Below are 21,577 nucleotides of genomic sequence, written 5' to 3'. Positions count from 1 at the left end.
GTTACTTCTTTTCAATATCTTTATAAGCGCTCAGACGCATCAGCATCTCGTCGAAATCAACCTGATGGGCGTCGAATTCGGGGCCGTCCACACAGACGAACTTCGTCTTTCCGCCCACCGTGATACGGCAGGCACCGCACATACCGGTACCGTCTACCATGATCGTATTGAGGGAAGCGACAGTAGGTATCTCGTATTTCTTTGTAAGGGCTGAAACGAATTTCATCATCACAGCCGGGCCGATGGTTACACACAGGTCTACCTTCTCACGGTTGATCACGCTTTCGACGCCGTTCGTCACCAGTCCTTTCGTGCCGTAGGAACCGTCGTCGGTCATCACGATCACTTCGTCGGAGTTGGCCTTCATCTGGTCTTCGAGGATCACCAGGTCTTTCGTACGGGCAGCCAGCACGACGATCACGCGGTTGCCGGCCTTATGGAATGCTTCAACGATAGGCAGCAGCGGAGCTACACCTACGCCACCTCCGGCACAGACCACCGTACCTACCTTTTCGATATGGGTAGCTTGTCCCAGGGGGCCTACCAGGTCGGTGATATAATCGCCTGCGTTCAAATCGCAGATCTTCTTGGACGAACCTCCCACGGCCTGGATCACCAGGGTGATGGTTCCTTTCTGCGTGTCTGCTCCTGCAATGGTTAAGGGGATACGTTCGCCTTTCTCTCCCACTTTCACGATCACGAAGTGACCGGCCTTGCGTGAGCGGGCAATCAGAGGAGCCTCAACTTCCAGCTTCACTACGTTGGCAGAGAAATGTTCTTTACTTACAATTTTATTCATTCTAATCGCTACTGTTGATAGTTTGTCTTGTTGATTTGCTTGCAAAAATACATCAAAAATGTGAATAGATTAGTATTTTGCCAAAGAAAAAGGCTTTATTCGAACAATCCTTCGTCGCGCATCAGCATTAAAATGGCAGAATGCGGCACGATCAGGAACTTCTCGTCGTTAAAGTTAATCTCATAGGCGGCATTTTGCAGAAAGACAGCGAGATCGCCTTCATGCGCCTGCAGGGGCAGGTAATGCACCTCTCCTTCCTTCTTCTCCCACACTTCATGCTCTTCGCTCTGGGAGGGCAACGGGAAGCCGGGGCCTACCTTGATGATATAACCGCTTTGTATCTTCTCCTGCTGCACCGTGGGCGGGAGATACAGACCGGACTTGGTCTGGCTCTGCGGGTTCTTGGGTTTGATAAGCACTTTATCGCCTATCATAATGAATTTGTCTATGTCCTTCTGGTCTATCGATAATTGCATAATCGTTATGTTTTATTAGTTGTGATGCAAAGATATAAAAAAAGAGACGTCGCAAAGCAACGTCTCCCTTTCGTTCAGAGTATATCAATTATGTTTAAATGGAGCGTCCCTTAAACACGTTGGACTGTTCCGTCGGATAGAGTGAACCGGTGAACGAGATACGGTTGCTGTTGAAGTTCGGGCTTACAGTAGCCGTACATTTGTTGCTGCCCTTCACCATCCGGAAGGTTACGTTGGCCGATACGGCAACGCCCTGTACCATCATACTGAAAGTGACATTACCTTTCTTATCGGTCTTCATCTCTACGTTTGAGGCGTTACCATCGACAGTGATACCCCCTATTCCGTTAGGGCCTGCATAAGCTCCGTTGAATGCCAACTGGATCGTTGCCCGGTTGCCTTTCATCGATACGAAGTTAGTGCTGGGAGTTACATAAACGAAACGTCCGCGTTTAAATTCCACACGGTCTGCTTCGAGCACAAAGTCTTTTGCGTTAAGAGCCTGTACGGCCAGGTCGAACATAGCCATGTTCTCGGCTTCTTCCGCTGCTTTCTTTGCTTCTTTCTCGGCCTTTTTTGCTGCTTTTTCAGCTGCTTTATCCTGTTGTGCCATCATCGTTCCCGTACCGAGGCCAAATAACAGGACAGCTAGCAATAATAAAACTCTTTTCATACTTCTATTCTTTATAATTAATACGTAGCGAACCACTTTTCATATAATAGACAAATAACTCGCCTGGAAGTTCAATTTAACGTTTCACTTTTTATGTTTTTAACATGGTACCACAGGAAAGCCCAGGCAGTTACGGCTGCGATGAAGTCCGAAAAAGGAGACGCGTACCATACGCCGTCCAATCCCCAGAACTCAGGGAACACGAGCAGAGCCGGAATCAGGAACAGGCATTGCCTGCTCAGGCTAAGGAACATCGCTTTCCAGGCAATACCGATACTCTGGAAAAACTGGCTGATGGATATCTGCGAACCGACAACGACGAACACCATCAAACTGATCCGCAGGCCGTTGGCCGTCACCTCGATCAACTCCGGATCGCTGGTGAACGCACGGGCTATCAACCGCGGAAACAAGACGCTCGCCAGACAGCCCAGCCCCATGATAATTGTCGCAGTGATGATGACCAGCCGCAAGGTGTCCTGCACGCGCTTATGTTGTCCGGCACCGTAATTGAACCCGACGATAGGCTGCATCCCTTGCGCGATACCAATAATAAGCATCACCAGCAACATGCCGACACTGGTTATGATGCCGTTGGCTCCCAACGCCAGGTCGCCCCCGTGCACCTTCAAGGCATAGTTCTGGATAACGACGACCAGGCTGCCCGCCAGCTGCATGGCAAAAGGCGAGATACCGATGGTGAGGATGTTCCACACCACATGCCCCTCCAGTTTGAACGTTCCCTTATGGAAACGTACGATACTGTCTTTCTGGATGAAATGGTTCATAACGAACAGGGCGCTCAGCAGCATCGAGATAATGGTCGCGATGGCCGCTCCCCGGATGCCCATGTCTAGCCAGAAGATAAAGATCGGGTCGAGAATGACATTCACCACCGCCCCGATCAGCATGGTAAACATGGCTTTCTTCGGATAACCGGAAGCGCGCATAATCGCGTTGAAGCCGAAGCTGAGCGAGGTCAGGATCGTTCCGGGCACGACGATATTCAGGTAGTCGCGGGCATAAGGGATGGTCTGTTCACTTCCCCCGAAAGCCAGCAGCAGGTCGTCCATCCAGATCATACAAGGGACGACGGTGACCAGGGTGATAATAAATGTCAGCGTAAAAGCATTCCCCAGCACCTTCTCCGCCATCTCGTTCGCCTTCCTTCCCAAATGGATGGAGACACGGGTGGCGGCTCCCGCACCAATCAGCATACCGAAAGCCTGCAGGAAAAGCAAGATGGGAAACGTCAGCGTAAGGCCGGCCATCGCCAGCGCACCGACTCCCTGACCGATAAAGACACGGTCGACAATGTTATACAACGCATTCACCATCGTCCCGACCACGGCCGGGATAGCATATTGTAACAACAGACGGGATATCTTCTCTTTCTCCAACCGTCCGATTATTTCATTTGCCATAATTCATCTATACTTACTGTTATTCTATTGTTTCGTTCCTTATGCGGGTGTGTCAAAACGACCTTACCCCCTTATCATATCCCCGAGAGAGAGATAGTGCCATACCCTGATATGACAGTTTACCATATCCCGGTGTGGTAATATACCATATCCAGATGTGTTTGCTCACCATATCCCGGTGTGGCACCTTACCTCATCCGGGTGAGGCAACCCCCTCCCTTACCGCAGCGACCAGTGCCGCCACATCGGGAAGCTCCTCCTCCTCACCGCCAGGCCATGTAAGGTGCAGGCTGCCGGAGGCAAGGCAGTTTATATTCAATTGCCCCGGCTTTACGGGCGAGGGGCGGTAACCGTTCCGTATCAGGGCATTGCCCACCCAATAGGAGACAAGGAAGTCGCCTTCCACTCCAACGGGGGTGACCGGGGCTTCGGTATTCAGCTTGCCGGTCGACGGGTCGAAGACGATACCTTCTTTTCCGAAGAAAGATTCGAAGGCACCGCTCAGGATCAGGTCTTCGGGCGTACCGCAAGCCATCGGGCGGCCTTTTTCCTGGAGCCAGAGACAGTCGCCCATCTGGATAGCCAGGTCGAGGTCGTGGGTGGAAAGCAGAATCGCTTTCTGCTGTTCCATAGCCAGGCGGTGCAGCAAAACCATCGTTTCGATGCGGCTCGTTACGTCGAGGAAGGCCGTAGGTTCGTCCAGCAGGATGATGGGGCATTGCTGCGCAAGGGCTTTGGCGATCATGGCTTTCTGCCGTTCGCCGTCGCTCAGTTCGGATACATAGTTTTGTGCTTTGTGGGCAATGCCGGCTGCTGCAAGCGATTGCTCGATGATCTCCCTGTCGGCCGCCTTCAGTTGTCCGAAGAAGCCTGTGTAAGGGTGGCGTCCCAGCGAAACAAGTTCGTAGACGGTGATGCCACCCGCGTTCGTCTTTTCCGTCAATACAACACCTACCGTAAGGGAAAAGTTGCTTTGCGAGTATGACGACAGGGGTTTTCCCATCAGGGAGATATCGCCGCCCAACGGGGGCTGGAAACCGCAGAGGGTACGCAGCAGGGTCGATTTGCCGGCTCCGTTCAGTCCCAGCAGGCAGGTCACTTCACCGGGGAAGAGCCTGAGGCTGAGGTCGTCATGGATCACCTTGCGCTTGCCGCCTTTCAGGGGATAGCCAATACTGAGGCGATTGGTTTCTATTACAGGTGTCTGTCTGTTCATCAGTCGAAGTATTGGATATTCTTACGGTTCACGATCACATAGATGATAACCGGGGCTCCGAGCATCGGCGTCACGGCATTGAGCGGGAGGATGTTGTTGGTTCCGGGCATCACCATCAATATATTACAGAGCAGGGCGATGCAGGAACCGGCCAGCATCGTGACGGGAACCAGCATCTTATGGTTCGAGGAGCCCAACATCAAGCGGGCGATATGCGGAACGGCCAGTCCGATGAAGGAGATCGGGCCACAGAAAGCGGTCGTCGTAGCGGTAAGCAGTCCGGTACAGAACAGGATCAATATGCGGGTGCGTTTGATTCGGATTCCGAGGTTGGCAGCATACATTTCCCCCAGCAGCAGGGCGTTGAGGGGTTTTATCAGCAGGATGGCCAGCAGCAGTCCGGCGAGGGTGAAGAGGAGGAAATAAGGCAGCTGCATCAGGGAGACGCCTGAGAAGTTACCAAGGCCCCACATCACGAAGGCATGGACTTTGTCGGTCGAGGCGTAATAGTTGAGTACCGATATCAGGGAGGAGGCGAGATAGCCGATCATGATACCGATGATAAGCAGCATGACGTTGCTTTTCACCTTGGCCGAGAACCAGATGATCAGTCCCAGTATGCAGGCTGCCCCGGCAAAGGCGGCGAAAATAACAGCGAGATAGCCGCTGATAGGCAACTCAGTGACCATACTCAGCGTACCGCCGAAATAGAGCATGATGGCAGCCACTCCCAGGTTGGCTCCATCGCTGATTCCCAGGATGGAAGGGCCTGCCAACGGGTTACGGAACAGGGTTTGCAACAGCAATCCGCTGGTTGCCAGCGAAGCACCGGCCAGCAGAGCCGTAACAGCTTGCGGGAAGCGGCTTTGCAGGATGATATTCTGCCAGGCGGGACGACCGACGTCTTTCCCCATCAGAATATCGATAACGCTCTCCAAAGGGATGGATACGGCACCGTATACCAGCCCACCCAGAAATAAGAGAACCATCAGGGCGGTTAGCAGTAAGGGAGACCAGGTTATTCGTTTTTGCATATAATTAATTCTGTTCTTATTTTATCTTAATATTACTTTTCTCTTGAAAGAAAAGTAATCAAAAGTTCAAGGCTGCACCGGCTTCGCTGCTACGGTGAAAGACTACGCTGTCGTCTGCGAACTCGCTTTGCTCAAACAGCGCAGCCTCCTGACGCTTCGTCTTTCCCCTTCGCGGACGCTCATCCGCTGAGGCCTTTTCAAGAACGCTTCGCGTTCTATGGGGATGGCCGATACTGTCTGTTATAAAGGTATCGGTATCGGCCATCTCCAAAGGAAGCGAAGCTTCCTATGACAGGCCTCAGCTGGTGAGCGTTAAGCGCAGCAGCCGGAGTGAGCGGCCGGAGCATCCGCTGTTTGAGCGAAGCGAGTTCGGAGGCGACAGCGAATGCAGGATGCGGAGTAGCGAGACAGGTGCAGCCTTGATCTTTTGGCTACTTTTCCATCAAGGGAAAAGTAGTTTATCCTTTTCCTTGATAAAGCCGTTGCGGTAAGCATACAACAGCTTTTCCAGATCATGGATCTGGCGTTGCAGGTCGGTGCCTTTGTCGGTATCCTTTACCATCTGACGGTGGGAACTCAGTTCCACTACGATCGTGGTGGAACGGATATCACGCCCCTCTTTGATGGCCTGGTCGGTCGACAGGAACGGCTCATGCTGTACCAGCTGGAAACCACGGGAGTGATACACCAACGTATAACCGGCAATCCCCGTTTCGGCATGATAAGGCCGCGAGAAACCACCGTCGATCACCAACAGCTTGCCATTGGCTTTGATGGGGTTTTCGCCTTCGATGGAACGGACAGGGACGTGCCCGTTGATGATGTGGCGGTGCATACCCGTTACGCCGAACTCATCCAATAACATATCGCATACCTTCTCTTCTTCGCGGAGGGTATAATAAGCGCCTTTCTCTTCCTTCTGTACCGCCTTATCGTCGATAAAAGCTCGCTCGAAGGTAGCCATCTTGCTCTTATCGAACAAGGGAGAGTCTTTTCCTCCCCAGAGATACCAGATATAATCCATCGCAAAGTCCTTTTCAGGAGAGTCCTCCGAGTCGAAATAGGCGGTGCGGATCAACTGGTCTACTTTATCGAGCAGGCTTTTACCTTTGTATTCCTGCCCTTCTATACGGATGCTTTTTAGCGTCCCGTCGGCATTCATCGGGACAGAGGCATGAAACAGCAGGTTGGAATTGCATACCTGGTACATGCTGCCGTGACGGAAGAGACAACGCATATGTTTCTTCAGCTTCTCACTGTACTCGAAAGAGTGCTGGATGCGGCGGATCAGGTCTTCCTCCTCGATCGACAGGGCATAGGGGTCTTTCGGGTTGATGGTCGGCCAGTTCTTATCTTTCAGCTCGAACTCTTTTCCATCTAAAGTGATGGTTCCGCGTTTCAGGTCGATATGGTGGAGCAGCAGGCGGTCGTCCATCTCGAACTCGGGACGGCGGCGGATGATCTCGCCTTCGAGCTTGAACTGGATAATCGTTATCGCCTTATGCATCTGCGAGATCAGGCGGATCGTCTTTTCATCGAACGTGGAGTCGGATGCATTCGTCTTCGGCATGAACAGGTCGCAGGGATCATCGCCGTACACATCCATTGCGAACGTGGCCAGCGGAAGGAGGTTGATGCCGTAGCCGTCTTCCAGCGTCGCCAGATTACCGAAACGCAGGCACATACGGATCACATTGGCAATGCTCCCCAGGTTACCGGAAGCCGCTCCCATCCACAGCACATCGTGGTTGCCCCACTGGATATCGAAATGGTGGTAATCGCAAAGGGTATCCATGATGATATGGGCACCCGGGCCACGGTCGTAGATGTCGCCTATCACGTGCAATGTATCGATCGCCAGACGTTGTATCAGGTTACACATGGCGATAATGAAATCCTTTGCCCTCCCTGTGGATATGATCGTCTTAATAACCTGATCCAGATAGGCCGATTTATTCGGTTCATCCGACGACTCGTGCAATAGTTCCTGAATGATATAAGAGAACTCCTTCGGAAGTGCCTTACGGACTTTCGAGCGTGTATACTTCGACGATACATTCCGGCAGACGCGCACCAGCTGATTCAACGTGATCAGATACCAGTCGTCCAGGTCGGGCTCTTTGCACCTAACCAGTTCGAGTTTCTGTTCCGGGTAATAGATCAGCGTACACAACTCTTTCTTCTCGAAGTCGCGCAACGTGTTACTGAATATCTCATTCACTTTCCGTTTGATCGCACCGGATGCATTCTTCAGCACATGGTTGAAAGCCTGGTATTCCCCGTGGATATCGGACAGGAAATGCTCCGTCCCCTTCGGCAGGTTCAGGATGGCCTCCAGATTAATAATTTCGGTACTCGCATCGGCTACAGTAGGAAAACTACGCGCCAGCAATTGCAGATAACGCAGGTCACCAAGCACGTATTCAGGTGTTATATCTTTCGTCATAAAATGTATACTGTCTTTTTCCGTGCAAATATAAGCAAATACAAGGAGACAATCCTTCTCAAAAGTATTATTTACGGGAGGTCACCCGGTCATATACGAACAAAAGGAGGGCAGTTCCCATGCCAATACCGAATATGACCATCCATAAGCGGGAAGGATCGTAGAGTTCCCAAAGAAGGTTTGTCAATGCCTGGGGCGTCAGATCGACTTGCCGGGCGACTTCGGCGAAATAGGCGTTATTGGAGAGTCCTTCGGGTATTTGCAGCCCTTTCTCCGCCACGAATTGCTGGACGATCATCACCTTATCCGACATCTGCTGATACACGACACCGGAAATGATCCCGGCCATCACATTCCCCAGAAACACGGGGATAAAGGAGTATCCCATATAAAGCGCTTTCTTATCTGCGGGGGCAATACGTCCGATATACTCGGTGATCTTCGGCGATCCGGCCATTTCCCCCAACGAGAAAATCAGGATAGCCACCATCGTAAACAATACATTCTGCGAAACAATAGTCAGCGACATACCGATCGAGCAGACCAGGAAACCGGACATCATGGAGCGCAACGGTTTCATCTTCATCACGATACTTGAAACAACCAACTGGAAAGTGATGATGTAGAGTGCATCGATATTCGTCACGAACTCCGCATCCATCACACCGGGCGCCTCGCTGTAATTCTCGCTGAAGAAAGGCATATAGGCATGGAAGAAGTTATACAGCACACTGGTGTCCACCCATTGCGAGATAAAGACCGGCAACGTAAAGAACAACTGGTGATACATCGCCCAGAAGCCGGCCACAATCACCAGAAAGAGGATGAACTTAACGTCTTTCAATATATATCCCATATTGGTGAAGATAATGCGGAAGGTTTTCAGCAAAGGGTCTGTATTCTTTTCCGCGTCTTCCCGTCCCGGCTCCTTGTAGAAGAACAGCAGAATGAAGTTGAGCGCGATAATCCCCGCCGAGACATAAAAGATAAGGTGGGACGATCCTTTGAACAACAGGGTGACCATCGGCCCGAAGAAAGCCCCGATATTGACCATCATATAGAAAATACCAAACCCGATCGAAGCCGTCTCGTCCGTTGTCGTCTTTGAGATCGTTGCCGAGATAACGGGTTTAAACAGGGCTGCCCCCACCGCCAGATAGAGATACATAAGGAAAACTCCGGTAAAGGTAGTGAACATCGGAAGGAGAATGAAAGCGGATGTATAGATCAGAAAGGCGAGAAACAATACTTTCTTATATCCGTAGCGGTCGGCGATGGCTCCCGTCAGCACCGGCAGGAAATAGAGGATGCCTGTCCCCACTCCCATCAGAAGCCCTTTCTGGCTTTGCGAGAATTCGAGTCCCCCGGCATCCGACGAGCCGGTCAGGTAGTTGGCAAACAACATAAAGAAACCGTACCACGCCCAACGCTCAAACAATTCAATTACATTGGCCACCCAGAATGTGCGTGGGAAGCTGCTAAAGACGCTCATAATAATATTTGTTTTCTGATTAAGTGTTGTAAAGATACGATAAATACAAATACGAGGGAAATTTAGTAAGCCTTAAATAGCAAGCCCCGGAAGACGAATCTACCGGGGCTTGTTTTTTTGTCTGTTTTCACTCTTCACAGAGGTTGAACAGAAGAACTTTATTTCATTACTTTAGTATTAATATCTACCGCTTGTTCGCCCTTCACGGGGTAATTGGTTCATGACGGAACCGCGCGGTAAACAATTTAGAATTATTTGATTATAAATAATTGCGTCTTATTTTACGATTGCTTTTACAGCTGCTTCACCTTCTACGGCTACGATTACTACACCTGAAGGAGTAGAGATTTCAGCTTTATCAGAAGAAAGAACTGCGTTAGCAATAGTCTGGCCAAGTACGTTACTGATAGTAACTTTCTTGCCTTGTGCACCGGCGATAATCACTTTACCTTCTGTTGTTGTTACTTTTACAGAAGAAGTAGTGATATCTTCGTTTGCTACAGGATTACCCTTGAAGTTTTCTTCCATGTTGAATACTTCACCGTTAGTATAGCTGTTTGTTACAACAACTGTACCGTTTACCCAACGCAGGTAACCTTCGTTATGAGCAGATTCATTGAAAGCTTTCAAATTAGCAGCATTGTAATTCTTAGACTGAGTCTGGATCTTGAATGAACCAGCGTTGTTATCTACATAACGGAATGCGAACTTAGCAACGTTGAATGCAGGATCAGTCATACCTAATTTTACAACTTCACCACCCTTGCGAGTAATATACAATGTATCGTTTGTATGAATACCTTCTACGAATGACAACTTAGCCAGGTTTTCGTCTGCTTCAACCATATTGATATATGGGTTGTTGTGCAGGTGATCCTGTTTGTAAGCATAAGCTGTGTCGATCAGGTTGATCAGGAAGCGACCTTTTACTACTGCCGGGTTTTCTTTTGCGTCAGCACAAGGACCACCATGTTCTTCTCTCCAGGCATCTGTATTATGTTCAGGATTGTAAGGACAGTAAACTGAATTTTCTTTATCTACGTTTACAGCCAACAGATACTGGTAGCAAGTGTTAGCAACACCATTTACTGTACGGTTTACATAAGCTGTATCAACAAACAGAGCAGGGTTAGCACCGGTTACACTGTTGTTTACATTCAGGAAGCTCAAAGTCTGACCGTCTACAACAGACTTAGCATCTGCTTTTTCGAACAATACTTCTGTAGGATATTCTTCACGGTAAATTCTTACTGTGTCACCCCATGCAGCAACTACCTTACGGTATTCCGGAGCGTCGATAGGATCAACAACCATCAGAGAGTTGGCATCGTCTGAATAAGTTGCTACATTTTCCCATGTACCTTTGTTTGCACTGTTTTTCAGGTATACTTTGTTAGCACCGTTAATAGCAGCTACAGGAACAACATTACCGTCTGTATATGTATTATTAAGAGCCAGAGTTACATAGTTATATGTATTACCCGGTTTCTTCTTCAATGCAAAGAACTGAGCTCCACGAGGAGTAATCTTATTATCCTTATCGCAAATGTAATATTCAAGATTAACTTCATCATTCATCTTTACATATTCGCGATTTCCTCTGTTCTGGAATACATACGGAAGAACTGCCAATGTACTCTTTGCTTCAGTTGTAAGACCAGTTGTTGCATTATAAGTATACAATTTACTGTCTACCAATACAGAGTCGATCTGTGTATTGTAATCTGCAGCAACTTTCTTGATCAATTCTACATTCCACTGAGTAGCTTCTTCCTGATTTACAGTTGCACCGATCTGGTGAGTACCGTGATTTTCAGCCCAATAAGCAGGAACGTCACCGTCTGCATTGCGACGAGATTGACCCAGATAGAAAGTTGAATTCTTCAATACTTGATCTGCATATACTGCGTAACCATCAGTATTAGTAACAGAAGCAACAGGAGTGATTGTAATCAGGTCACCATCTTCAATACCATTACTTGAACCACCAACGATAGTAGCTTCATAACCACCTTCAACAACACGCAAAGAAGAAAGAGTAACTGCAATAGCTGTATTTTCACGGTTTGTCAAAACCAAGTTACCGCCAACGATGCTCGGAGCCCACATTGTAGAAGGATCTTCAGCTACAAAGTCTACAGCTTTTACGAAATCATCTTCAACAGCAGCACCAGCAACATCATATCTCAAACCTAACACGCCGTTGATTTTGTATGCGTTATTCTGATCTTCTTCACCTGTCTTCACATAGTTAACCTTAACAAACTGACCAGTAAGTAAAGTCTTGAAGTCAACAGTGTTTGTTCCACCTAAAGCTGTTCCAGCCCAGTTTGCAGCATTTAAGCCTAAGTTTGCAGGATCAAGAGCTGTCAATACATTAGTTCCGTTTGATACGTTAACATACAAACGCTGTCCACCAGCAACTGTTACTTCTACTGCTTTAGTTCCATTATCGGCAGCTTTGATTACAAAAGTAAGATTAGCTGTCTTACCGTTAGTAATAAGCTTTTCTGCAGCTGTTGCATCCACTAGCTTAAAACCACCCTTAACAGCATTGGTACTGTTCATTGTTTCATCAAAAACAAGGTACTTATCACCTTTTTTCAAAGCGTATGATTGATCTGCTCCAACAGCGGGAAAAGTAGTAGCAGCCTTCACAGCAGTCACTTTACCAGCAAACAACTCTGCACCTGTAAGAGTTTTATCCCCATAAGTAACAGCTACGCTAAAGCCATCTTTCAATTCCTTATTCAAATCTTCACCTTTAGCAGCAGTAGTAAATGCCGTTTCTACCGGTGAAAACAGAGCAGCAGTAGCAATGTTAGCAGAATAATCTGCATCAGAACTAGCTGAAAGAGACAGATCTGTACCATCATACTCTACATAAGCGACCTTTCCATCAGTAGCTTTTACAGCCAATGCAAAGAAAGTTCCGTTGATTGATTTAGCACCATTGCCTTTTACAGGAACAACTTCGAAATTAGAGAAACCACCTACACTAAGCACATTACCATCCTGGTTTTTAATCTGACCGTCTACGGCTACAGACCAATAAAAAGATGTTGCATTACTATATGCATCACCCTTAAATGCGGTATCATAAGTTAAAAACTTATCGGCAACAGCCGCTGTTGTTGCATTCTGAATAAGATACAAACGAGAATCGTTTGCAAATGTAGATAACAACTGTCCTTCAACACCGGCAGTTGCATCCCAACCATCCTGAGCGTCAAGGTCTGTTTCTACAGCTGCCACAGTAGCACGAGTAGAAACTACAGCTGTAGGAGCTGCAGACATTGGAGCTGCTGTACCTGCGAATGCTGAAAAAGCTGATGCAAATAACAAGCTAGCTACAAGTGTAGAAAACTTTTTGTTCATAATCAATAAATTTAATATTAATAATAGTGTTATAAATAACCTGTTCATTGCCTATTCCTGATAGGCCTGCTAGTAGTAATGACTAGCCAAAACGTTCCTTTTTTCTAGTCATTTTTTTTCGACCATTCTCCTTGATACCTAAAATGAGGCTTTTTGTACTTGTTTTGCTATTGTGTTGATAAGAAAGGACATATAGAAAGAAAAAAAATAAGAGAAAAGATTGGTGGTTAAAAAGATTGTCGTAATTTTGTAACTAGAAAAAAGGAACGATTTTTCTAGTCAGTCGTTTTTCCCACCCTAAGCATTATAAATCAATAGACATATAGTCATTTTGACAACCTAACCCGAAAGGTAGGAATATAGTGCCTTATATATAAGGTACACACGCGTACATTATATTATTAGTTACCTGGACGAAAAAAAGCAAGGTTTTTGCAGAAACAATTGTTAACAGAGCTAAAATGGGCTATATTTACCCTTGTTAAGGACTTTCCGAAGGCGCTTCTGTTTCATCTTCCACATCATTTTATTAGCATATATTGTGTTACTGCAATGGCATATATTGCGTCACCGCAGTATCATATATTGTGATACTACAGTGCCATATATTATGACAATGAAATTTCATAATATATGAGAATACAGTATCACAATATATGAGAATGGCGGCATCTCCCAGGGAAATGCCGCCAAGTCAATAACAAGCTGTAAATCAATACCTATCCGAGATCGTAATACTCCTGGTACTCGTCATATCGAGGTTCGGTAGAAATGCCGTGGGCAAGAAAGAGTTTTTTGATATAGGCCTGCTCTTTCGGTCTGATCAGGCGTCGCTTCTGCTTACAACGGTAATAGGTGCTGCGTCCCAGGTGGGCTATGATCTGCGATTTGATTGCCTCCGCTTTTCGCAATGGCAGGTCATCATACAGCCAAGTGATACCTTTGGCAAACTTTTGGGGTTCATCCAGTACAAAGAACGGACACTCTTTATCACCGAGCGCATCGAGGTAAGCCGGGTTAAGAATGTATATTCCTCCACGATCCTTCGGGATATGGAGAGCCATCTGGCGGCGTAAACATTTGTCACCATGCGGACATTGCTCGCGGAAGCAATTGGCAAAAGAAGCAGGAAAATCGTTATAGTTGAAATCTGGTTTCATAATGCGTATAAGTTTATTGGTTGCTTATAGGACAAAGATACCTATTTATATGCGCTACTGCACTAAATAATTCCGGAATTTATCATTATCTTCGCCATCAAATAGTGTAAAAGCCATGAGAAAACTGATCATCCTTTTCATCTTCCTGAACACCCTCTCTTATGCCTTCCCTATCTATTTCAAGCATATCGGGACAAAAGAGGGGCTCTCGCAATTATCGGTCATGTCTATTTATCAGGACGAACTGGGACGGATGTGGTTCGGGACGGAAGAAGGGCTGAGTGTTTTCGACGGCGTTCATGTGACCGCATACAAGCCGACACTGGCGAATGAGAACGGGAATGAATTTCCGGTAGGAAACAGTATCGATTTTATCACCGGAGATAACCGGGGGAATATTTATTTCAATTCGGACAACTCGCTGGTATGCTACAATCTTCATTCCCAGGAGTTCTCCTGCCTGAAGAAGTCGAAGGTCAACGCAGTGGCTTTCGGCGACGGGCAACTTTGGGTAGGCGTCGGCGACTCTATCTTTACCCAGGAGAATGACACCGGAGAACTGCAATTCCGTTTCAAGCTCGAATACACCTATCAACATGCCACCTGCATCACGGTAGACAGCCAGAAACGGTGCTGGATCGGTACGAACAGCGGATTATATATGCAGGAAGGAGATACACTTCCCACCTGCATCATTCCGAATGAAGATATCTACGCCCTGTTTGAAGACTCTCACGCAAACCTTTGGATCTCGGCACGTATGAACGGGCTTTACAAAAGAGAACCGTCCGGCAGTTTCAAACGTTACCGTTATGATCCACAGAAACCGGATAATATTTCCAATAACCAGGTGAGAGGGATCGTTGAAGATAATTTCGGGAACCTGTGGATCGGAACGTTCACCGGGCTCAACAAATACAATCCGCATGACGACAGTTTCCAGGTCTACACCCGCGACCTTCTGCCCGGCAGCCTGGCGCATTCGTCCGTATTCCCCGTTTATAAAGATCATCAGGGAAGTATCTGGCTGGGGACTTACTATGGGGGCGTGCATTACTTCAACCCGGAAATGGACTTGTTTACCGTCTACACGGCCGACAGTTCAAGAAAGGATTGTCTCAGTTTCCCTTTTGTCGGGCATATGACGGAAGACAAAGACGGAAACGTCTGGATTTGCACCGAAGGGGGCGGTCTCAACCTCTTCGACAGGAAAACAAAAACCTTCACCTATTTCATGGCCGATCCCAACAAGAATTCCATCGCCCATAATAACCTGAAAGATATTGCTTACAGCGAAAAGCGGAATAAGCTTTACATCGGGACGCATACCGGGGGATTATCCATCTTCGACCTTTCCCAAAAGCGGTTCCGCAATCCTTATTTCGAAGACCCGTCGTATGCGGTAAAGGCGGGCGACCGGATCAACCAGATGCGTATCTGGAAAGACAAGTACCTGGTATTCATGACCCAATGGGGCAATGCGATGATGGATCTCGACACCGAGCAGATACGCCCGATATTCAGCAGCGGAAAGTCTTATGGAAATCATTGTTTCCTGATAGACTCGCAGGATTATATCTGGATCACTACCGGATACACTCTTTACAGAATCAAGATGAACAACGAGCAAGACCTGCGCGTGTACCGTTGTGGTGAGGACGGTCTCGGCAAACAACCGATATCTTCTATTTTTGAAGACAAGGAAGGACGTATATTCCTCGGTACACAAGGGTCGGGTTTATACAAATTCGAGGAAAAGAATAATACGTTCAAAGGGTATACGACCGACAACAGCCTGATACTAAGTGATTATTGCTATGATATAAAAGAGTCGACGCAAGGTTACCTGATCATTTCCGGAGACAAAGGGCTCTCTTTCTTCGATCCTGTGCAGGAGCAGTTTAAGGTGGTGGAGCTGGGAACGGCTCTCCCTGTGTCGGGTATCAATAAAGGGTGCGGCCTGCTGGTTTGCAGGAACGGCGAGATATTCGTAGGCGGCATAGACGGAGTCAGCACGTTCTTCGAACAGGATTTGTTCCGCCCGGCCAAAGATTACCAGTTATACTTCTCCGATCTGTATATCAACAACGAGATAGTACGGCCGGGCGACCGGACACATATATTGTCCGAGGCCTTGCCGTACACCCCTGAAATAGACCTGAACCACAACCAGAACAACCTGATCGTGACTTTCAACTCGAACAACTATATCAACACATTGAAAGAAACGGCCTACGAATATATGCTGGAAGGGTTCGACGACAAATGGATCAGCAACTACGACAACAGCATCCAATACACCAACCTCAACCCCGGCAAATATACACTGACCGTACGCGAGAAGCAATATGATCCCAAGGTGGAACCGCAAACGATCCGGATGGGCATCGTTATCCATTCGCCGTTCTACGCCACTCCGCTGTTCTACCTGTTGTACGTATTGGTTGGCGGCGGACTGATTTACGGTTTCTTCCGTTTCAAGCAATCGCAGCTGCTTCTCCGGACATCGCTGGAGTTCGAACGGAAAGAGAAAGACAGGATCGAAGAGCTGAACCAGGCGAAATTGCAGTTCTTCTCCAATATCTCACATGAGTTCCGGACACCGCTTACACTGATCATATCGCAAATCGAATTGTTATTGCAAAGCAGTTCGCTGGCGCCATCGACCTACAACAAGCTGTTGAAGATATACAGGAACACGCACAACATGCGGACACTGATCAGCGAGTTGCTCGACTTCCGCAAACTGGAGCAAGGCCATGTGAAACTGAAAGTATGCGAACAGAATATCATCCCGTTCCTGAAAGAGATCTATCTGTCTTTTTATGAATACGCATCCGGCCGTTCAGTGACGTATCATTTCAGTACACAGCAGGAAGATATCAGGTGCTGGTTCGATCCCAAGCAGATGCAGAAGGTCTTCTACAATCTGCTGTCGAACGCATTCAAATATTCGAAGCCGGGTGCCGATATCGAAATGGTGGTCGAGGAAGACGAACAAACGATCATTGTCAAAATCATCGACAACGGGATCGGTATCAGCAAAGAGGATATCGACAAGATATTCGACCGTTTTTACCAGGCGGGCAACAACACTCCGGGACTGTCGCAACCCAGCACGGGTATCGGCCTCTCACTGACCAAAAGTATCGTGGAGCTGCATCATGGTAAAATACAGGTGGAAAGTACGCCGGGATACGGAAGTATATTCATCGTCCGCCTACCCAAAGGCCGGGCGCACTTCAAGGCGGATGAATGCAAGTTCGTCGAGCCGGAGAATGAAATGATACGCAACGAAATACAGCCGGAGACAATTATGAACGACCTTCCCGAAGAGACTTCCGAACTGTCGCTGGCCGAAACCGGTGCCACTTATACCGTCCTGCTGGTCGATGATAATGAGGAATTGCTTCAGATACTGAACTCGCTTTTCTCTCCGGTCTACAATGTCCTGCTGGCGCGGAACGGCAAAGAGGGATTGGAAAAGGCGAGAAACGAGAAACCGGATATTATCGTTAGCGACATTATGATGCCGGAAATGTCGGGGACGGAGATGTGCCTGAAGATCAAAAACGATTTCGATATCTGCCATATTCCGGTGATCCTGCTCACGGCACTCGGTTCCGCAGAGCAGAGTATAGAGGGGTTGCAACGTGGTGCAGACGATTATATCAGTAAGCCTTTCAATGCGAAGGTGTTGCTTGCCCGTTGCAACAACCTGGTACGTAACCGCATCATCCTGCAAAAGAAGTTCAACGAACAAAGGGATTTCGATACACAATCGCTGGCCAGCAACCCGATCGACCAGAAATTCATGGATACGGTCAACAAGATCATCGAAGAGAACCTCAACAATATGGAGTTCGATATGAATACGCTGGCCAAGGAATTAGGACTGAGCCGCAGCTCGCTGTACGCCAAATTCAAAGCGCTGACCGGAATGACCCCGAACGACTTCGTCCTCAACTGCAAACTGAAACGGGCAGCCACCCTGTTAATAAGCCGCCAGGATCTCCAAATCGCGGAGATCTCCGATTTGCTGGGCTTCGGCTCCCCCCGCTACTTCACCCGCTGCTTCAAGGCACAGTTCGATACGACACCGGTGGAATACAGGAAAAAGCAGACTCCCGATAACGGATAGGCACCGAAAAAAAATGGACAGGCACCGCTTCAACGACGAGTGCCTGTCCATTTCCTGTCAGATAGTTATCTGTTTATTTCCCTTCTATCTCCTTTTTACGTTTCAATGCTTCCATAAAATAGTAGTCGGCATAGTTCAGCGGAACATCTATTTCCGAGTTATGCGGGATACTGCCTACCGAGTGCATCAACAGGAAGTTTCCGTTTGTACCCAGGGCGGCACGATAGGCCGGAGAAGCCAGCGAAGTCATTATGCTGTCGGCATAAGCCTTATAATCAGCGGGATTCTCTACATCCAGCGTACTGATCTCATATAAGGCAGCAGCGATACAGGAAGCAGCCGAGGCATCGCGGGGTTCGTTCGGAATATTCGGGGCATCCATATCCCAGTAAGGAATAAGGTCGGCCGGCATAGCCTTATGGTTCTTCATGAAATTGAATGTTTTCAATGCCTGATCCAGATATTTGCGATCGCCAGTCTCACGATAACAAACGACAAAGCCGTAGATAGCCCAGGCCTGCCCGCGGCTCCAGGCCGACTCATGCGCATAACCTTGTGCCGTGTGGCGGTGACGTACGGAACCGTCTTTCAGGTCATAATCGATCACATGGTAACAGCTACCGTCCGGACGGAAATGTTCCTGCAACGTACGGTCGGCATGGGCGATAGCTATTTTGTAGAAAGAAGAGTCGCCAGAGAAGCGGGTTGCTTCGAACATCAGCTCCAGGTTCATCATATTGTCGATGATCACCGGACATTCCCAGCCACGCTCCGACTGCCATCCGCGATCCACATTCCACGACTGGATCACCTGCGGAGCTTCACGGAAGCGGGTAGACAACGATTTGGCGGCCTGCACCATCACATCTTTATAAGAAGGATCGGCCGTCAGGCGCAATCCGTTACCGAAACTGCAATTGATAATAAAGCCGATATCATGATGCCAGGTAAGGTTCTTGGCCTCTTCTATCGCCCAGGTATATTTCTGTGCCAGCGGAAGCAGAGCCGTATCACCGCTCAGTTCATACAGATACCATACGGAACCGGGGAAGAAGCCGCTGCGCCAGTCGGCCGGGCCACAGTAATACACGGAACCGTCGGTCTTCAATGTCACCGGGTTCATGAATTTACCACTGGCTTCGATAACTTCTATTTCTTTACCGATCTGGGCACGGGCGAAATCGACATTCTCGTCAACAAAGCTCTTTTCTACAGTTTTAGGTGTTCCCCCGCAAGAGATCAGGAATGCGGAGAAAGCTAAAGCGATCCAATTTTTCATTCTTTTCTATTTATTGATTTGTTTGATTGTGTACACATACGTTCCGGACAAGGTCTTTTTCTTTGCTGTCAGAGAAAGACGGTAAATCTCTTTTCCCCATACAGTAGATAAACGCGGATCGTCCAGCGCAATTGTCTCGATAGAGGGTGTAAAGCTATTTTTATCATATTGCAGATTTGCCTTTTCACCGTTCACTTCGATGGAGACAATACCCGGCGTTGCTATATCTACGTTTCCCCAAGTCAGGAAATTAATGCGGTTGAAGTCTTTCAGTTCATCTAGAGAGAACGAGTCTTTGATCTTCAGTTCTCCTTTATTCAGGACATAGGAGCGAACCCATTTCTTTACCCCGGCTTCTTCCGGATAGGCCGTAGCAATATTGGCGGAAAACGTACTGCCCTTCGGATGAAAGGAAACGTCTGTTGCCTTATATTGCGAGCCGAATGCCTGGGGGACACCGTTTATCATCGGCAGGTTATGGTAATTGCTCTGCATCGTCCAGATCGTATACCGCTCGTTACTGAAGGTCTGACGGGTATAAGTGCCTACACCGGCATCGATAATAATCGGGGTCGTATGCTGATAAAGCGAGAAAGTTCCGGCATCGTTATGGTTATGGCTTTCGTTGTTATAGCCGCCTTTTGCCGCAAAGAAAAGGCCGGACTTATTGGCCATATAGCAGAACTCGGTTTCAGGATACCAGGTATAAGCAGGTGATTCGTAGACGGGCTCGACCTCTTTCATTTCTTCCGCATAGAGAAGGCTTTGTAACGTACGGAAGATATCTCTCCCGGAAGAAGGCGCCTTCTGCCCCGACAGGCTATTCAGGTAGGCTGCATACTGCATCATCACCTCGCTGCCTACCGCTTTTCCGTAACGGAAGATAATCTGTGCATCTCCTCCCCCTTTCGCGGAAGCATCTGCAAAGTTTACGACCCAACCGTTCCCTACGTACGAACGGGCGATGTATTCACCCATGTTCCTGATTATCGGCTGGTCAAAGAGGCTTACTTTCCCCCCGGTTCCATCGTAGAGCAACTGGAGATAGTCGTACATCTTCCCGGCGGCATGTCCCCAGTAGGAAGGGCCTTCCTCGCAGGCTCCGTCGGAGTGGGTGTAGTTGATGAATTTATCGACAGAGGTCATCGTACGGTAAACGGCTTTCGCCAGTTTTTCCTTATCATTCTCCAATAGCAGGAAGCATTGCAGCACATTGAAATTACACCAGGGGTTCCAGTTATTCACCAACATACCCGGTTTGTAGTTGAAGGCCATCCACCAGAAGCGGTCTTCGTTCATATAAGTATCGAGAATCCGTTCCTGCAACTCATGGTGTAGACGTTCGGAGATAACAGGATTTACCTTGTCGAATTCAGTATGGAAGAAGTAGTACGTCCATGAAAGCAGCGATCCCAGGTCGCCGGCCGTCAGGTCGATCACATGTTCTTTATAATCGGGCAAGGAGCGTGTAGAATGTTGTGCACTCAAATGGGCGGATAACACCCAGGAAGTCATTTCGCAGGATTGATACACCCCATTGATCAACTGGTCGATAAAGCGCCCTTTTCCCTCGGCCAGTTCCGCCATCAGCAAGTCGGCAATAGCGGTATTATTACTGCCGAACGGATCTTCCATGATCCGGCGGTTGCCGCTACGTTCGTATTCGATATAATCGGTTGCCTTTACGACTTTCCATTCGTAACCGAGCTGCTTCTCGCCTTGTTTGATATAGGCATCTTTGTTGTTGCCCAGTAGTTTATCCCAAGCGGCACGGTCGGTATAATCAGGGTAAGGAACCCATTGCTGATCGGTGATCAGTGTTGATTCCAATTCAGACAAACCAGCAGATTGCTGCAATAAGTTACGTTCCACATAGGCATACATTTGTGTGGTTGCCAGGAGTAACAGGCAAAGGATGATCCGGTACTTTCGTGTTTTCATAGGTATTGTATTATCTCTTTTGACAAAAATAGGAAGATTAATCAGAAAAGAGCAGGGCTTTTTGTCCATTTCATAGGCATAAATAGTCCAGAACCGTATGTTTAAGTAATAAAGAAGG

At 48.0% G+C, this 21,577-nt stretch carries 13 protein-coding genes; 1 reads left to right on the top strand and 12 read right to left on the bottom strand.

What is annotated here, in order from left to right; genetic code table 11:
- Nucleotide 1 precedes the first annotated feature (1 nt).
- The 10 genes from HMPREF1212_RS02100 to HMPREF1212_RS02050 all read right to left on the bottom strand — a co-directional run bounded on the left by HMPREF1212_RS02100 (nucleotide 2) and on the right by HMPREF1212_RS02050 (nucleotide 14,098).
- A complete protein-coding gene (locus tag HMPREF1212_RS02100) occupies nucleotides 2–799 on the bottom strand; it encodes a sulfide/dihydroorotate dehydrogenase-like FAD/NAD-binding protein (protein WP_028729722.1) in 798 nt (265 codons plus the stop codon).
- Between the two features lie 95 nt (nucleotides 800–894).
- Nucleotides 895–1,275 carry a co-chaperone GroES gene (locus HMPREF1212_RS02095; RefSeq protein ID WP_028729723.1) on the bottom strand — a complete coding sequence of 127 codons (381 nt, stop codon included), beginning with the start codon at nucleotides 1,273–1,275 and terminating at the stop codon, nucleotides 895–897.
- A 94-nt stretch (nucleotides 1,276–1,369) separates the two neighbouring features.
- Complete coding sequence (locus HMPREF1212_RS02090) at nucleotides 1,370–1,948, bottom strand: DUF4251 domain-containing protein (RefSeq protein ID WP_028729724.1); 579 nt, start codon at nucleotides 1,946–1,948, stop codon at nucleotides 1,370–1,372.
- Between the two features lie 71 nt (nucleotides 1,949–2,019).
- Entirely contained in the window at nucleotides 2,020–3,372 is a 1,353-nt protein-coding gene (locus tag HMPREF1212_RS02085; protein ID WP_046148263.1) for an MATE family efflux transporter, read from the bottom strand.
- A gap of 193 nt (nucleotides 3,373–3,565) precedes the next feature.
- On the bottom strand, nucleotides 3,566–4,588 hold the full coding sequence (locus HMPREF1212_RS02080; RefSeq protein ID WP_046148262.1) for an ABC transporter ATP-binding protein: 1,023 nt from the start codon (nucleotides 4,586–4,588) through the stop codon (nucleotides 3,566–3,568).
- Nucleotides 4,588–5,622, bottom strand: a complete 1,035-nt coding sequence (locus HMPREF1212_RS02075; protein ID WP_046148261.1) for an iron ABC transporter permease — start codon at nucleotides 5,620–5,622, stop codon at nucleotides 4,588–4,590. Before HMPREF1212_RS02075 ends, HMPREF1212_RS02080 begins: the two co-directional genes overlap by 1 nt.
- Nucleotides 5,623–6,064: 442 nt before the next feature.
- A complete protein-coding gene (locus HMPREF1212_RS02065; RefSeq protein WP_046148259.1) occupies nucleotides 6,065–8,068 on the bottom strand; it encodes a fructose-bisphosphatase class III in 2,004 nt (667 codons plus the stop codon).
- Nucleotides 8,069–8,135: 67 nt separating this feature from the next.
- Nucleotides 8,136–9,560 carry an MFS transporter gene (locus HMPREF1212_RS02060; protein WP_046148258.1) on the bottom strand — a complete coding sequence of 475 codons (1,425 nt, stop codon included), beginning with the start codon at nucleotides 9,558–9,560 and terminating at the stop codon, nucleotides 8,136–8,138.
- Nucleotides 9,561–9,836: 276 nt separating this feature from the next.
- Complete coding sequence (locus HMPREF1212_RS02055) at nucleotides 9,837–12,938, bottom strand: DUF6383 domain-containing protein (protein WP_046148257.1); 3,102 nt, start codon at nucleotides 12,936–12,938, stop codon at nucleotides 9,837–9,839.
- 719 nt (nucleotides 12,939–13,657) lie between these two features.
- Nucleotides 13,658–14,098: a DUF6078 family protein gene (locus HMPREF1212_RS02050; RefSeq protein ID WP_046148256.1), complete on the bottom strand. Its 441-nt coding sequence runs from the start codon at nucleotides 14,096–14,098 to the stop codon at nucleotides 13,658–13,660.
- A 115-nt stretch (nucleotides 14,099–14,213) separates the two neighbouring features.
- Between HMPREF1212_RS02050 and HMPREF1212_RS02045 the strand changes: the two genes are divergently transcribed.
- Nucleotides 14,214–18,239, top strand: coding sequence for a hybrid sensor histidine kinase/response regulator transcription factor (locus tag HMPREF1212_RS02045; protein WP_046148255.1), 4,026 nt, complete (start codon nucleotides 14,214–14,216; stop codon nucleotides 18,237–18,239).
- A 73-nt stretch (nucleotides 18,240–18,312) separates the two neighbouring features.
- On the opposite strand, the gene HMPREF1212_RS02040 is transcribed toward HMPREF1212_RS02045, so the two are convergent.
- Both HMPREF1212_RS02040 and HMPREF1212_RS02035 read right to left on the bottom strand, forming a co-directional pair.
- Entirely contained in the window at nucleotides 18,313–19,518 is a 1,206-nt protein-coding gene (locus HMPREF1212_RS02040; RefSeq protein WP_082099808.1) for a glycoside hydrolase family 88 protein, read from the bottom strand.
- Between the two features lie 6 nt (nucleotides 19,519–19,524).
- On the bottom strand, nucleotides 19,525–21,459 hold the full coding sequence (locus HMPREF1212_RS02035; protein ID WP_046148254.1) for a heparinase II/III family protein: 1,935 nt from the start codon (nucleotides 21,457–21,459) through the stop codon (nucleotides 19,525–19,527).
- Between the last annotated feature and the right edge of the window lie 118 nt (nucleotides 21,460–21,577).

The sequence above is a fragment of the Parabacteroides sp. HGS0025 genome, assembly GCF_000969845.1.
Lineage (GTDB): Bacteria > Bacteroidota > Bacteroidia > Bacteroidales > Tannerellaceae > Parabacteroides > Parabacteroides gordonii.
Note: the sequence above shows the minus strand (reverse complement) of the source record. Positions and strands in the feature narration are given on the sequence as shown.